Here is a 13,494-nt window from a genome sequence, read left to right as displayed (position 1 = left end):
GTACGGTGCTGCCCACGCTGCGGAAACTGCTCCCGGCAGGCGAGCACGTGCTCACCTGCCGGGTCTCGGTCGGCCGCGTCTCCGGCTGAGTTGCGCTGCCGATGCTGTGGTAGTCGTGCGCGGGCAGCGCCCAGGTGTGCTCGTCGCAAATCTCCCGAGGGGCGTCCGCAAGTGCGGTGGGCGCTTCGTCGTCGCCGGCCGGCGGGCGGGCGCTGAGCAGGACTCGGCGGTCGAAAAAGCCATCTCCATAGGACTTCCGGCCGCCGGTTGCGGCGAACTGCCGGTACGCCCGACCATGGCTGAGGGGGAGCGGAGCCTCGCCCACGCGCGCATCGGTGGGCAACTCGTCGATGAGGGGCTGAATAAGGGCAGGTTCGCCGGCTTCCCGGCGTAGCCGTTCCGTGTCGGACGGCCGTGCATGGTAGCCGGGGTAGGCATCTCGGCAGAACCCTGCGGAATGCTCACTATGCAACCGGTTTCTACTCCTGCCAACGCGGCTGCCAACGGGTCGTTCGGCCGGTCGTTGGCAGGTGGCAGTGGTTGCCAACACGCCGCACCGGCCTGATAGGGCGACCCATCCTCGCTGGTGGCTCACGTGCCTCGGCCAGTTCCATAGGCCCGCGGCCGGGGGTCGGATGTAAAGACTTGTTGGATGCGATAGTAACCGTATTCTGTTACATTCGCGGCCATGTCCTTCCGCGTGCTACCGGGTGCCCTCGAACTGCATGGACGGCCGTTCCAGGTCCTGTCAGGCGCCATCCACTACTTCCGTGTACACCCCCGGCAGTGGGCCGACCGCCTCGGCAAACTCCGCGCGATGGGCCTGAACACCATCGAGACCTACGTGCCATGGAACCTGCACGAGCCGATACCGGGAAAGATCACCTTCGACGGTCCAGCCGACATCGAGGGCTTCCTGTCCGCCGCGGCCCACGCCGGGCTCTACGCGATCGTCCGCCCAGGCCCTTACATCTGCGCCGAATGGGACAACGGGGGATTGCCAGCCTGGCTGCGCGCCGAGGGCGAGATCCCGCTGCGCTGCCACGACCCGCGCTTCCTGGCCCCGGTGGACCGGTACTTCGATCAGTTGATCCCCCGCGTCGCCGCCCACCAGATCACCCGCGGGGGAAATGTGATCATGGTGCAGGTCGAGAACGAGTTCGGCTCCTACGGCAGCGACCCGCAGTACCTACGCCACCTGGCCGACGGGCTGGTACGGCGAGGCATAGACGTGCCGCTATTCACCTCCGACGGGCCGACGGACCTGATGCTCAGCGGCGGAACGCTCGACGGCGTGTACGCCACGGCCAACTTCGGCAGCCGCGTCGCCGACCAGTTTGACGCGATGGCCCGGCTGCGGCCGGGCCCAGAGTTTTGCATGGAGTATTGGAACGGCTGGTTCGACCACTACGGCGAGGACCACTCGGTCCGCGACGCCGCCGAGGCGGCGCTCACCCTGGACCAAATCCTCACCCGCGGCGCCTCGGTCAACATCTACATGGCCCACGGCGGCACAAGTTTCGGCTTCTCTGCCGGAGCCAACGCCGGCGGCGATCACCACGACGGCGTCTATCAGCCCAACGTCACCTCCTACGACTACGACGCACCCGTTGCCGAGCACGGCGCCTTGACCCCCAAGTTCTGGGCATACCGGGAGGTGCTCGGTCGCCACAGCGAACTGCCCGGCCCGCCAGCACCGGAGGACCCACCGGTCCTCGCCGCCACGACCGTCCATCTTGACGAGCGGCTTTCGCTGTTGGACTGCCTGGACCGACTCTCGGCCGGTTCGGTCGCCACCGCCGCGCCACCGACCTTCGAGGAACTCGGCCAGGCGCACGGGATCGCCGTCTACCGCACGCGCATCCCCAGCCCCCGGGTCGCTCACCCGCTACGCGTCACCGGCCTGCGCGACCGGGCACAGGTCCTCGTCGGCGGTGCCGTCATGGGTGTACTCGAACGCGATCACATCACATCGATACCGGTCGCACCCCCCGGCTCCGGCACCGACCTTACGCTCGTCGTCGAAGCGATGGGTCGCGTCAACTACGGGCCACTGGTAGGGGAGCGCAAGGGACTCACCGGGGGCGTCTACCACGGCCAGCAGCGGCTCCAGGGCTGGCAGACCAGCCCCGTACCCCTCGCGGACCTTACCGCCCTGCCGTGGGGACGCGAGACCCGCTCACCCGGGCCCTCGTTTCACCGTGGCCACCTGAACCTTGACGAGGTGCGCGACACCTTCCTCGCCCTGCCCGGCTGGCACAAGGGCTACCTATGGGTCAACGGCTTCAACCTCGGCCGATACTGGCACAAGGGCCCACAGACGACGCTCTACGTGCCCTGGCCGGTGCTCCGCGCTGGAGCCAACGAGATCATCGTGCTTGAGCTCGACGGAGCGCCAGCGCTGCCGGCCGTTGACCTACGCGAGCGACCCGAACTGGGAACACCAGCCCAGTTCATCGCACCTTGATCGGCAAGGGCTGCTCCGCATGATTCGCATCATCATCATCGCACCGGGCTCCTTCAAGGGGAACGGTCGCTGCGCACCCGGCGGCGGATGCCATCGTCGAAGGACGGCGCGAAGTGCGCCCCCACGACCTACTCACCGTGCTCCCGCCGGCCGGCGACGGCGAAGGCATCGGCGTCATCGCCTCGGCCACCGCTGGTGCGACTTGCCACGTAGCCGAAGGGGGTGCATGGCCCCGACAACCGCCCAGTGGACGGCCGGTGTTCTGTTCCTGCCCGACGGCACCACCGCCGTCGACCGCGCCACCGCCGCAGGGCTGCCCCTCGTTCGCGCGCCTGACCCGCTCGGCGCGCACACCTACGCCCCCGGCCAGATCATTGCCGCCGCGCTCGATCACGACTGCGATGCCCTCCTCACCAGTGGTGTTGATCGGGCCAAGAAAGGAAGCCGTGGTGCGGGTAACGAGACCTTGGCCGAGTGCCCGCACTGTTGCTACAGGGCCGACGAGCGGCTGGCAGTGGTCGGTGCCATAGCGGTGTTGACTCCCCGCTACCGCATGACGGTGCGATCGATGCGGCGGTGGGTGACCGGCGGGGCGCGCGAGGTCCGCGGGCTGTTTGGCTTGGCCTGCGCCGTTGGGCAGCGCGCGCCCCGCCACCGTAGAGGAATGGGATCGTGACGACCTATCACGGTGGCGAGCAGGTAGACCACGCGCAGGAGCTGCTGGCACGGCACACGGTGTCCAGCGCGGACGGCCGGTGCTTGGAGTGCGGCATCCCGGGGCCGTGCCTGTTTCGCGAGCGTGCCGCAGCGGTGTTCGCGCTGTCGCTACGGCTGCCTCGCCGCATACCGGGCGCGACCCAGCCGCACCTGATCGGTGCGAGCCGGTCGGCCTTGCGCGGATGGTTCGCGCAGATGAACTGAGGATGGTCACCGCGCAGGAGACGCCGGCGGTCCCAATGGCCACCGACGCCACTTCCCGAACGAGGCCGCTCAAATGCGTCTACCGTCTACGGTGCCAGCACCAGCTCTTTCCGAATGACGACCATGGGCATGCGGTCGAAGTCGCCCCTCGAACACGAGCCGGGACAGCGGCGCCAGCAGTCGGCTGATGCGGTTACCTTGGCGTGAGTTGTTGGTTCGCCATGAACAACGATAATGGATTCGTGGTCGACGTCGCCCACGGACACAAACCCCCACGTGGACGGCAAGCACATCGCGATGGGTAGGTGCAAGCTCGTCGTCTGATCGACGCCGGTGCGGGTGCACTCTTGTGGTGGGAGTGGGTGCGGTGATGCTGGGAAGTCTGGGCGGTAGCCCGCGTTTACCCCCGAAAACCCCGGTGGGGTCGGTGGGCGTTGTGACGCCGCTCGTATTCGTGCAGGGCGTGCAGCAGATGGCGCTGGTTCCGGACCAGAGTCCGGTCCAGCAGCTCGTGGCGGCAGCTTTGGATACACCGTTCCATGATCGAGTTCATGCGGGGCAGCTGGACGCCGTTGAGCACGACCCTGGTACCGGCGTCGGCGAGGATCGCGCCGAACAGTGCGGGGAGCTTGCCGTCACGATCGGATGATGTAGCGCGCCGGGCAGCCGGCGCTCCTGCAGGTCCTTGGCGAGATTCCGCGCGGCCTGAGCGACCCAGGCGGCGGTGGGATGGGCAGTGGCGCCCAGGATGCGGACGCGACCCAGCGCCCTACAGAACCCAGGCCGGTTCAGGCCTACCCCTGCTGACCGAACGCCTCCACCAACCTTGAAGCTTCGGCCACGGGGCGGCGGCGCGTCACCTCAACGTCGGAGCACCGCCGTCAACCGGGAAGTCGCGTGTTCCAGCCACAGCGCCGCAAGCACTTCGTGACCGCGATGACTTGGGTGTACGCTGTCGAGCGCGAGGCCGACTGCGTCGCCGAGGGTGTTGAGGGCTGTGTCCGCCGGCACGAGCGCGGCGTCGAACTCCTGCGCGAGGCTCCGTACGATTGCGATCTTCGGTTCGAGGTCGTCGCGCCAGGCGATCTGCTCCGCCCGAACCGGGAGCAGGAATGGCTCGATGAGCACGAGTCCGATGCGGTCGGCAGCGAGTGGCTCGAGCAGCGCGCGACAGTTCGTCTCGAAGTCCGCCGCCGGGGTGGGATCGACGCTGTCGTAGCGTCGCCACGTGTCGTTGACGCCGACGACCACGCTCACGAGCGTCGGTCGTGCCGCCAGCACATCTCGGTCCCACCTTTCGCGGAGATCGCGGCTCCGATCGCCGCTGATCCCGCGGTTGAGCCAGTGCGCCTCGCTCCCCAGGGTCTCGGCGATCCGGAGGACGTATCCGTCGCCGAGCCCGGCTGGGTCTTCACGCCGCCCGCAGTCGGTGACGCTGTCGCCGGCGAAGAGGATGGTCGGCTTGTTCATGAGATCCTTTCGATGTCGATGAGCATCGCCTGCTGCGGGTTGAGCGTCGGCATGGGGACGCCGGCGCCCGCGAGCACGGCGCCGGAGAGTTCGATCGGGTGTTCGGCGGCGCGGGCCACCCACTCGGGGTCTCGCCCCTGGTGCCGGCTCGCCGCGCCGAGTTCCTCTCGAACGGTGACGCGGTAGCGGGCGGTGCGGTCGAGTCCGGGGAAGCGGACCCGGCCGGATTGACCGGCCGCGGAGGTCTGGAACCGCACCCAGGTGAACAAGGCCCTCGAGCCGTCGCGGGCGACGGAGCCATAGAGCGCGGTCGCGTCGTCAGCGAGGTCGACGTTGACGGCCCGTCCCGTGTGGAGGAGTGGCCGGATCCCCCGGTACAGCCGCGACCACGCGGCGATCGTCGCGAGTTCGCTGTCGCTCGCGACGGTGAGGTCCTGCTCGATACCAGGGTGCGCCGTGAGCGACGCGACGAGCCGGAACGACAGTCACCGTCTACTTCGTCCTGCTCTCGGTGACCCTCAGCATGGCCGTGTCGGTCGTCACCGCGGCGGTGCTGCACCGCCTCACGTCCTCGACCGTCGTCCGCGGCCTCATCATCCTGCCCTTCCTCATCTCCGCGGTCGTCGCCGCGACCGTATGGTCGTGGCTGCTCGACACCCAGCTCGGGATCGTCAACATCCTCATCGAGGCGCTCGGCGGCGACGGCGTGCAGTTCCTGACCTTCCGCGGATGGGCGATCCCGTCGATCGCGCTCATCAACGTGTGGAAGCAGATGGGCTACACCTCGATCATCATCTTCGCCGGCCTGCAGACCATCCCGGCCACGGTCTACGAGGCCGGACGCATCGACGGGGCGAGCGAGCTGCAGATGTTCCGCCGACTCACGCTGCCCCTGCTGCGCCCGATCCTCGCCCTGGTGCTCGTGCTCAACGTCATCGGTGCGTTCCAGGTCTTCGACATCGTCCAGGTCACGACGAAGGGCGGCCCGGCCAACGCCTCGAACGTCCTGCAGATGTATATCTACAGCAAGGCGTTCGGCCAGTTCGACTTCGGCTACGCCTCCGCGATGTCGTTCGCCCTCTTCGCGATCCTCGTCGTCATCACCTTCCTGCAGATGCGCCTGCTGCGCGCGAGCGAATCGGACACCAGCGCATGAGCATCTCCGCCACCCGTCGACGCCGCTTCACCACCGGTCGCGCCCTCGCCTGGGCGTACCTCATCGGCATCCTCTTCGTGACGATCTTCCCGTTCTACTGGATCCTGCGCACCGCGCTCTCCGACAACTACGCGCTCATGGCCAACCCGGCCTCGATCCTGCCCGTCGGCTTCACCTTCGGACCCTTCAAGCGGGTGCTCGGGCTCGCGTCGACCGAGGAGTCCATCACCGAGGGCGGCTCGGGTGCATCGGTCGAGATCGGCCACTTCCTCGTCAACTCCCTCATCTACGCCACGATCTCGACGGCGCTCACCGTGTTCTTCTCTACGATCGCCGCGTACGCCTTCGCGCGCCTGCAATGGCGGGGCCGCGACTTCATGTTCAGCCTCTTCCTCACCGCGCTCATGGTGCCCGGCATCCTCACCCTGCTGCCGAACTTCGTGCTGGTGAAGGAGCTCGGCCTGCTCGACACCTTCGCCGGGATGATCCTGCCCGGGGCGCTCTTCTCGGCTTTCAACATCTTCTTCCTCCGGCAGTTCATGCTCGGCCTCCCGACCGAGACCGAGGAGGCGGCCCTGCTCGACGGCGCCGGCCGCATCAGGATCCTCTTCGGCATCACCCTCCCGATGACGAGTGGGCCCATGATCACCCTGTCGATCCTCGGGTTCATCGGGATGTGGAACGACTACTTCTGGCCGCTGCTCGTGACGAGTGACGAGTCCGTGCAACCGCTCACCCTCGCGCTGGCCGTGTTCAAGCAGTCGTCGCCGCAGGCCCAACCCGACTGGGCGGGGCTGATGGCGGCGACGCTCGTCGCAGCCCTGCCGATGCTCGGGCTGTTCATGGTCTTCGGCAGGCGCATCGTCAACTCCATCGGCTTCTCGGGGATCAAGTGACGGCCGGGACCCTCCGCGTCGCCTCGCGGCAACCCGCACGCGACTGCGTCGAGGCCACGCCGCTGGGCAACGGCCGCCTCGGCGCGATGGTCTTCGGTGGCGCCCGAACCCGCATCCAGATCAACGACGCGACCATCTGGTCGGGTCATCCCGACGGGCCGGCCGACGCCCTCGCCGACCTCGTCGCGCGCGGAGCCGGACCCGAACGCCTCGCCGAGATCCGGTGGGCGATCGACGCCGGGGACCTCCGACGCGCCGAAGCGCTCCTGATGACTTTCGAGGGCCCGTACTCCCAGGAGTTCCTGCCGTTCGTCGACCTGGAACTCGAAACGCGCGGCGCGGCCGTCGCGGAAGGCCGGCCCGCCCGCGTCCTCGACCTCGACGAGGCGTACGTGACCGAACCGCTCGTGATCGACGGCGCCGCCGTCACGCGCCGCACCTTCGCCTCCGCGCCCGCCGGCTGCCTCTTCGTCGAGTACCTCGCCGACCGGCCGGTGCTCGACGTCGACCTCCGCCTGTCGACGCGCCTGCGCGAGGCGGGCCGCGACACCGCCCCGACCGGCGTCACGCTCGACGTGGTTGCGCCGATCGACGGTGTCCCCCTGCACGAGCCCGCGGTGGAGCCGGCTCATCGCTACCTGTCCCCGGAAGCTGACGGCTTCGACCACTTCGCGGCCGCCGCGCTCGCGCTGCGAAGCGACGGAGCCGTGGGTTCCGCCGGCGACACCCTGCGGATCCGCGGGGCGAGCCGGCTGCTGATCGCACTGTCGACGTCGAGCAGGGCCGGACTGTGGTGGGCCGACCCTGACGGCGCCGGCTGGCGGAGCTCCTCCCCGGAGGAGATCCGGGAGCGCGCCCGCTCGACCGTCACGGCCGCCCTGCGGCAGACGGCGCACGAGCGGTTCGCCGAGCATCTCGCCGACGTGCGGGAGCATGCCTCGGGGGCGCGCTTCGCGATCGGCGGTCGGCGCGCCGGCACCTGGGACGTCGAGCGCGACATCCTGCACGGCGACGACGAAGGCCTCCGGGCCACCGTGCTCGCCGAGTACGGCCGCTACCTGCTCGCCGCGTCGTCGCGCTCGGGCAGCCCCGCCGCGAACCTGCAGGGGATCTGGAACGACGAGCTCAGACCGCCGTGGTCGGCCAACTACACGATCAACATCAACACCCAAATGAACTACTGGGCCGCACCGATCGTCGGACTCGACGATTCGACCGAGCCGCTGACCGCACTCGTACGGCGAATCGCGAGCACCGGCTCCGACGTCGCCGCCCGCCTCTACGGCGCCCGTGGCTGGGTCGCCCACCACAACAGCGACCTCTGGGGCTGGAGCCTGCCGGTCGGCATGGGGCACGGCGCCCCGAGCTGGGCGATCTGGATGATGGGCGGCGTCTGGCTCACCCACAACCTCTGGGACCGCTACGAGTTCACTGGCGACCTCAAGCTCCTTGAGCGCACCGTATGGCCGCTCATGCGCGGGGCAGCGCGTTCTGCCTCGACTGGCTCGTCGACGACCCCGCGACCGGCCAGCTGCGCACCATCCCCTCGACCTCGCCCGAGAACCTGTTCGTCGGCCCCGATGGACGGCCCGAAGCGCTCAGCGTCTCGACGACGACGGACATCGCCCTCATCCGAGCGCTGTTCGAGCGGGCCCGCTCGGCCATCGCCGTGCTCGGCCTCGACGACCCGCTCTTCGGCGACCTCGCCGCCGCCCTCGAACGGCTTCCCGAGCTCGAGGCCGGCCCTGACGGCCGGCTGCGCGAATGGTCGACGGATGTCGCGGACGAGGACCCGCACCATCGGCACCTGTCTCCGCTCGTCGCGCTCTACCCACTCGATCTCATCGACCCCGTCCGCACGCCCGAGCTCGCAAAGGCGGCGCGCCGCTTCCTCGACGCCCGCGGACCCGGGGCGATGGGCTGGTCGTGGGCGTGGAAGATCGCGCTCCGAGCCCGGCTCGGCGACGCCGCCGAAGCCCGAGCGCTACTGCTCGAGGCGAGCACCGCGTTCGACCGCGACCACCGCCGGCTCGCCCCCGTCGACGGATCCGAGTGGGGCGGGCTCCTGCCGAACCTGTTCAACACCCACCCGCCCTTCCAGATCGACGGCAACTACGGGTTCACGGCGGCGATCGCCGAGCTGCTCGTGCAGAGCCATAACGGCCGCATCCGGCTGCTGCCCGCACTGCCCGCGCAATGGCCGAGCGGCTGGGTAGCCGGGTTGCGGGCACGCGGCGGGCTCGAGGTCGATCTCGCCTGGGCCGACGGCGCCGTCGACAGCGCTGTGATCCGCGACGTTCGCGGCGCCCCCCACCGAGTCGTCGTCGAGCACGGCGACCGGCTGCTCGAACTCGAGGTCCCGGCACACAGCGAGGTCTCGCTACGGCCCGCCGACCATCCCGCGCCGATCTGACATCGCATCGAGGCCGCCCGCAGCATCGCGGCCGCCGGCACTGGTCGCCAGGCGCACGAACGCGCCGGCGCCGCAGACCCACCACACCCACACCCACCCAACAGGGCGTCAGGGACGGCGCCCCGCCACCGATAGTGAGGAACTCGTGAAACCGAAGCGGATCGCGGCGGTGCTGGCGCTCGTCGCCATGACCGTCACACTCACCGCCTGCTCGAACGGCGAAGACTCCGGCAGCAGCAGCAGCAGCGGCGGCACGGTCAACTGTGGACCTGGGACGAGCGGCAGGCCGCCTCGTACCAGAAGTGCCTGCCCGGCTTCCAGCAGGCCAACCCCGGCATCACCGTCAAGATCTCCCAGTACGGCGTGGAGGACTACTTCACGAAGCTCACCGCCGGCTTCGTCTCGGGCGCGGCGCCCGACGCGTTCCAGAACAGCGTCCCGCTGCTGGGCGCCTACGCCGGTCAGAAGCAGATCCTGGCCCTCGACGACCAGATCAAGAAGACCGGGTACGACCTGTCGGTCTTCGACTTCGGCGTCGACTCGTGGAAGTACACCGACGGCAAGCAGTACGGCATCCCGCTGGACTGGGCGGCCGCCGCGATCTACTTCAACAAGGACAAGGTCGCCGCTGCCGGCCTCACCGATGCCGACATCATGGGCATGACGTGGAACCCCGACGACGGCGGCACCTTCGACGACGTCGTCGCGCGCCTCACCGTTGACAAGAACGGCGTCCGCGGCGACCAGCCCGGATTCGACAAGACCAAGGTCGCCACCTACGGCATCGGCAGCCTCGCCGCCAACGACTTCAACGGGCAGACCTCGTGGAACCCGTTCGTCTCGACCCTCGGCTGGCGGCTCGGTGACAAGCCTGCCTGGCCGACCCGGCTCCCGTACGACAACCCCGACTTCGTCAAGACCCTGGAGTACGTGCGCGGTCTCGGCGAGCGCGGCCTGATGCCCAAGTTCGGGCAGCTGACGGTCGCGGGCAGCCAGCAGATCGGCTCGGGTTCGGTCGCGATGGTGCAGGGCGGCACGTGGGACGCCACCTCGATCACGAAGATCCCGGGCGCCAAGGTGGGCATCGCGCCGACGGTCAAGGGCCCCAAGGGCCGCTCGATGATCAGCAACTCGAACGCCAACAACATCTACGCCGGCACGAAGAACCTCGACGCGACCTGGAAGTGGGTCACGTACATGGGCTCGGAGGCCTGCCAATCGGCCGCTGGCGCGGACGCGACGTTCCTGCCGTCGATCGCCAAGTCGCTCTAGGTCGCGGTCGACGCCCAGAAGGCGCAGGGGCTCGACCTGTCGGGCTTCGTCGGCGCACTTAACAACGGCGAGTTGTACCCGGCGCCGCCGACGGCCAACGGCCAGGAGCTCTCCGACACGATCCAGCCGATGTTCGGGGCGTATTTCAGCGGCGGACGTGACAAGGATGTGTTCCCGGAGATGGCCACGAAGACCGAGAAGATCCTCGCCGAGTAACACCGACGCCCGGGCGGAGTCGGCGCATGCCGGCTCCGCCCCGCTCGCTGACTACGATGGTGCCCGGACGACGCGCTACCACGCCCTGACCGGCGTCCAACCAAGAGGAATCCCGCGATGAACGACGCAGACGCCGCGGTCTCGCTGCTCCAAGGGGCGTCGTCGGCGGCGGCCGAGGTCTTCAGGAGCATCCTCACGCGGGGCCCGATCAGCCGCATCGACATCGCCCGGCTCACCGGACTCTCGCAGGCCGCGGTCACGAAGGCGGTCGCACCACTCATCGGGGCCGGGCTCGTCTCTAACCGGCTCGAGTCGCAGCGCGACGGGCAGCCGGGGCGGCCGGCGAACCCTCTCATGGTCGTTGCCGACGCGCTGGTCTTCATCGGCATCAAGGTCAATTCCGACGAGATCGTCGGCGTCGCGACCGATCTGACGACGAGCATCCTCGCCAGCGACCGGCGCCCGCTGCACGCCACCAAGCTCGACGTCGTCGTCGACGCCATCGAGGCGACCACGACCAAACTCGTGGACACGCTCCGCAGGCGAGCTGAACGCATCTGCGCCGTCGCGGTCACCGTCTCCGGCGACGTCGACGCGCACAGCGGCGTCGTCCGCGAGTCCGCGATCATGAGCTGGACCGATGTGCCCCTCGCGAAGATCCTGACCGGCCGCCTCGACCGCGACGTCCTGGTCGAGAACGACGTCCGGGCCCTCACGATCGGCGAGCACTGGTTCGGCGTGGGCGTCGGCACCGCCTCGTTCGCGATCGTCACGATCGGTCGCGGCATCGGCAGCGGACTGCACGTCAATGGCGAGGTCGTCGAAGGCGCCTACAGCGTCGCGGGCGAGATCGGACACCTCCCGCTGACCTCACCCGACCGGATCTGCCCCTGCGGCCGCCGCGGCTGCGTCGAGGCGGTCGCCGGCACCCCCGCCATCGTCGCCGAGGTCTCGTGCGGACACGGCAGGGAACTGTCGATCGACGAGGTCCTCGACCTGGCGCACCGCGGTGACTCCATCGCCGTACGGGCGTTCGAGCAGGCTGCGACCGTAATCGGCACTGCGATCGCGACACTGGTCAACCTTGCCGGGCCCGAACTCGTCATCATCGGTGGCGAGGCGGTGAGCGACTTCGACCTCTTCGAGGCGCACCTGCGTGCCGCCTTCGCCGAGCACGCCTTCGGTGCGGCGGGCCGCTGCAGGATCGTTACGCGCCCGCACACCTTCGAGGACTGGGCACGCGGGGCCGCAGCCTCGGCTGTCCGTCGGCTGGTGGAGAACCGGACCTGAAGCGCGGCCGGGTCCCGATCGGTCGGTCCGGCGCCGCCGCCCGGTCAGCGGCCGGTTGCGGTGGCGGCGTCGTTTGGCGACATCCAGTCGGCGGGCCCGTGCACCCACTCCACCCGATTCAGCTCGATGTCGCTGGTCGCCGACGGGCCGGAGATCCAGGTCTGCGGTGCGCGTGGGTCGAGCCGGGCGACGGCTTCGGGCACCAGGCCCACGATCTGGCCGGTTCGGACCACACAGATGTGCGGGTCGGAGACGAGCGTCAGCATCCGGCGCCCCTGGGTGGAACCGACGTCCAGCACGATGGTGCCGGTGTCGGCCACCGCCACCGCGCAGCCGGTCAGCGCGGCGTCCATGCTGTCGAGCTCGGCCGCCGACAGCGGGGGTGTATCCCGGCGGACCTGCCCGGCGAAGCCGATCAGCCAGTGCCCGGGGATGTCGTCGGGCACCGCGAGCCGGTCGACGCCGGCCAGCAGACGCGGAAGAGTCAGGGCGGGCTGCCCGCGCCCGACGCCGGCAGCCGGTCGAACGCGGGCAGGTGGCGGCGGCGGGCCGCGGCCAGGTGGTCCCGCATCGCTTCGGTGGCGCCCTCGGGGTCGCCAGCGGCGATGGCGGCGGCGATGCGCTGGTGCTCGGCGGCCGTCTCCGAGGCGGTCGCGGCGGGGAAGTAGAGGCGGTGCAGGTGCAGGTGCGCGTGCAGACGGGTGATCGCGTCGCGCAGCAGGGGACTGCCGGCGGCCTCCGCGACGAGGTCGTGGAACCGCGCGTCGAGGGCGGTGAAGTCGGCGTGGCGGCGGTAGTCCTCGCCCGCCTCCACGCCGATCGTCGCCCCGGCCTCCGTGCCGATCCGCTCGCGGTCCGCGGTACCCGCGTGCACCGCCGCCCGGCCGGCCGCCGCGCCCTCGAGCAGGATGCGCATGTCGAACAGATCCTCGAACTCGGCCCTGCTCAACAGCGGAGTCGTGGTGTATCCGGACAACGGCCGCTTGCGGACCAGCCCGTCGGACTCGAGGCGGGCCAGGGCCTCCCGGACGGGGGTGGGGGAGACGTCTAGCTGCCGGGCGAGAACGTCGATGGTCACCCGCTCGCCCGGAGGCAGCGTGTGATCCATGATCAGTCTCTTGACGGCCTCGTGGACGTCCTCGGACAGGGTGAGCCGCCGGACGGGGCGGATCCGGTCTCCGGCCTGGTGCCCCATCACTTCTTTCTGCCCCCTTGACTTGGCTCGCCCTGAACGAGTAAACACTCTACCGCGCAATATCCTATAGGAAATAGCCCCGGCGGGAGGTTGGCGCATGCGAGCCACCGAGAAGGTGCCCCTAGGGCCTGTGTCGAAGTCGGTCACAGCCACTCGCTGATCGCGGCGACGTGCACGGTGGCTTCGTAGCGCACGGCG

General features: G+C 69.5%; 16 protein-coding genes and 1 pseudogene. 10 read left to right on the top strand and 7 right to left on the bottom strand.

Going from position 1 to position 13,494, the window contains the following annotated elements; genetic code table 11:
- A partial coding sequence (locus ACVCAH_RS36355; RefSeq protein ID WP_447140748.1) for a hypothetical protein occupies positions 1-343 on the bottom strand: 343 nt, incomplete at its 3' end.
- A 345-nt stretch (positions 344-688) separates the two neighbouring features.
- Here ACVCAH_RS36355 and ACVCAH_RS36350 point away from each other — a divergent pair.
- The 3 genes from ACVCAH_RS36350 (at position 689) to ACVCAH_RS36340 (ending at position 3,388) form a co-directional block, all read left to right on the top strand.
- A complete protein-coding gene (locus tag ACVCAH_RS36350; protein ID WP_447140747.1) occupies positions 689-2,467 on the top strand; it encodes a glycoside hydrolase family 35 protein in 1,779 nt (592 codons plus the stop codon).
- Positions 2,468-2,693: 226 nt separating this feature from the next.
- Entirely contained in the window at positions 2,694-3,143 is a 450-nt protein-coding gene (locus ACVCAH_RS36345) for a glycerate kinase (protein WP_447140746.1), read from the top strand.
- The gene (locus ACVCAH_RS36340) at positions 3,140-3,388 is read left to right on the top strand and encodes a hypothetical protein (RefSeq protein WP_447140745.1); all 249 of its coding nucleotides are present in this window, start codon (positions 3,140-3,142) and stop codon (positions 3,386-3,388) included. The genes ACVCAH_RS36345 and ACVCAH_RS36340 overlap by 4 nt, the downstream gene beginning before the upstream one ends.
- Positions 3,389-3,788: 400 nt before the next feature.
- On the opposite strand, the gene ACVCAH_RS36335 is transcribed toward ACVCAH_RS36340, so the two are convergent.
- The 3 genes from ACVCAH_RS36335 to ACVCAH_RS36325 all read right to left on the bottom strand — a co-directional run bounded on the left by ACVCAH_RS36335 (position 3,789) and on the right by ACVCAH_RS36325 (position 5,226).
- Complete coding sequence (locus ACVCAH_RS36335) at positions 3,789-3,929, bottom strand: hypothetical protein (protein WP_447140744.1); 141 nt, start codon at positions 3,927-3,929, stop codon at positions 3,789-3,791.
- Positions 3,930-4,249: 320 nt separating this feature from the next.
- Positions 4,250-4,858 carry a GDSL-type esterase/lipase family protein gene (locus tag ACVCAH_RS36330; protein ID WP_447140743.1) on the bottom strand — a complete coding sequence of 203 codons (609 nt, stop codon included), beginning with the start codon at positions 4,856-4,858 and terminating at the stop codon, positions 4,250-4,252.
- Positions 4,855-5,226, bottom strand: a complete 372-nt coding sequence (locus ACVCAH_RS36325; RefSeq protein ID WP_447140751.1) for a GH36 C-terminal domain-containing protein — start codon at positions 5,224-5,226, stop codon at positions 4,855-4,857. The genes ACVCAH_RS36330 and ACVCAH_RS36325 overlap by 4 nt, the downstream gene beginning before the upstream one ends.
- 143 nt (positions 5,227-5,369) lie before the next feature.
- Between ACVCAH_RS36325 and ACVCAH_RS36320 the strand changes: the two genes are divergently transcribed.
- The 4 genes and pseudogenes from ACVCAH_RS36320 to ACVCAH_RS36305 all read left to right on the top strand — a co-directional run bounded on the left by ACVCAH_RS36320 (position 5,370) and on the right by ACVCAH_RS36305 (position 9,323).
- Positions 5,370-6,014, top strand: a complete 645-nt coding sequence (locus tag ACVCAH_RS36320) for a carbohydrate ABC transporter permease (protein ID WP_447140742.1) — start codon at positions 5,370-5,372, stop codon at positions 6,012-6,014.
- Entirely contained in the window at positions 6,011-6,910 is a 900-nt protein-coding gene (locus tag ACVCAH_RS36315; RefSeq protein WP_447140741.1) for a carbohydrate ABC transporter permease, read from the top strand. Before ACVCAH_RS36320 ends, ACVCAH_RS36315 begins: the two co-directional genes overlap by 4 nt.
- A pseudogene (locus ACVCAH_RS36310) lies at positions 6,907-8,996 on the top strand (glycosyl hydrolase family 95 catalytic domain-containing protein); the annotation flags it as partial. The gene ACVCAH_RS36315 and the pseudogene ACVCAH_RS36310, both read left to right, overlap by 4 nt.
- Positions 8,997-9,056: 60 nt before the next feature.
- Positions 9,057-9,323 (top strand): glycoside hydrolase family 95-like protein, encoded by a 267-nt coding sequence (locus tag ACVCAH_RS36305; protein WP_447140750.1) that lies wholly within the window; start codon positions 9,057-9,059, stop codon positions 9,321-9,323.
- Positions 9,324-9,431: 108 nt separating this feature from the next.
- Here the strand turns inward: ACVCAH_RS36305 and ACVCAH_RS36300 are convergent, their stop codons facing one another.
- Positions 9,432-9,584 (bottom strand): hypothetical protein, encoded by a 153-nt coding sequence (locus ACVCAH_RS36300; protein WP_447140740.1) that lies wholly within the window; start codon positions 9,582-9,584, stop codon positions 9,432-9,434.
- Here ACVCAH_RS36300 and ACVCAH_RS36295 point away from each other — a divergent pair.
- The 3 genes from ACVCAH_RS36295 to ACVCAH_RS36285 all read left to right on the top strand — a co-directional run bounded on the left by ACVCAH_RS36295 (position 9,531) and on the right by ACVCAH_RS36285 (position 12,101).
- A complete protein-coding gene (locus ACVCAH_RS36295) occupies positions 9,531-10,595 on the top strand; it encodes an extracellular solute-binding protein (protein WP_447140749.1) in 1,065 nt (354 codons plus the stop codon). The genes ACVCAH_RS36300 and ACVCAH_RS36295 overlap by 54 nt on opposite strands.
- 72 nt (positions 10,596-10,667) lie before the next feature.
- The gene (locus ACVCAH_RS36290) at positions 10,668-10,811 is read left to right on the top strand and encodes a hypothetical protein (protein WP_447140739.1); all 144 of its coding nucleotides are present in this window, start codon (positions 10,668-10,670) and stop codon (positions 10,809-10,811) included.
- Positions 10,812-11,165: 354 nt separating this feature from the next.
- Positions 11,166-12,101, top strand: coding sequence for an ROK family protein (locus ACVCAH_RS36285; protein WP_447140738.1), 936 nt, complete (start codon positions 11,166-11,168; stop codon positions 12,099-12,101).
- 44 nt (positions 12,102-12,145) lie between these two features.
- Here the strand turns inward: ACVCAH_RS36285 and ACVCAH_RS36280 are convergent, their stop codons facing one another.
- Positions 12,146-12,547 carry a LutC/YkgG family protein gene (locus tag ACVCAH_RS36280; RefSeq protein ID WP_447140737.1) on the bottom strand — a complete coding sequence of 134 codons (402 nt, stop codon included), beginning with the start codon at positions 12,545-12,547 and terminating at the stop codon, positions 12,146-12,148.
- 38 nt (positions 12,548-12,585) lie between these two features.
- Positions 12,586-13,209, bottom strand: a complete 624-nt coding sequence (locus tag ACVCAH_RS36275) for a GntR family transcriptional regulator (RefSeq protein ID WP_447140736.1) — start codon at positions 13,207-13,209, stop codon at positions 12,586-12,588.
- Between the last annotated feature and the right edge of the window lie 285 nt (positions 13,210-13,494).

The sequence above is a fragment of the Micromonospora sp. LZ34 genome (genome assembly GCF_052981855.1).
The sequence above is the reverse complement of the archived record's forward strand: the minus strand, read 5'-3'. Positions and strand labels throughout refer to the sequence as shown.

Bases quoted from the DNA above. Each gene is read 5' to 3' on its own strand.
- ACVCAH_RS36350 (WP_447140747.1), top strand. From the start codon at position 689: ATGTCCTTCCGCGTGCTACCGGGTGCCCTCGAACTGCATGGACGGCCG.
- ACVCAH_RS36345 (WP_447140746.1), top strand. From the start codon at position 2,694: ATGGCCCCGACAACCGCCCAGTGGACGGCCGGTGTTCTGTTCCTGCCC.
- ACVCAH_RS36335 (WP_447140744.1), bottom strand. From the start codon at position 3,929: ATGGAACGGTGTATCCAAAGCTGCCGCCACGAGCTGCTGGACCGGACT.
- ACVCAH_RS36330 (WP_447140743.1), bottom strand. From the start codon at position 4,858: ATGAACAAGCCGACCATCCTCTTCGCCGGCGACAGCGTCACCGACTGC.
- ACVCAH_RS36315 (WP_447140741.1), top strand. From the start codon at position 6,011: ATGAGCATCTCCGCCACCCGTCGACGCCGCTTCACCACCGGTCGCGCC.
- ACVCAH_RS36285 (WP_447140738.1), top strand. From the start codon at position 11,166: ATGGTCGTTGCCGACGCGCTGGTCTTCATCGGCATCAAGGTCAATTCC.
- ACVCAH_RS36275 (WP_447140736.1), bottom strand. From the start codon at position 13,209: ATGGATCACACGCTGCCTCCGGGCGAGCGGGTGACCATCGACGTTCTC.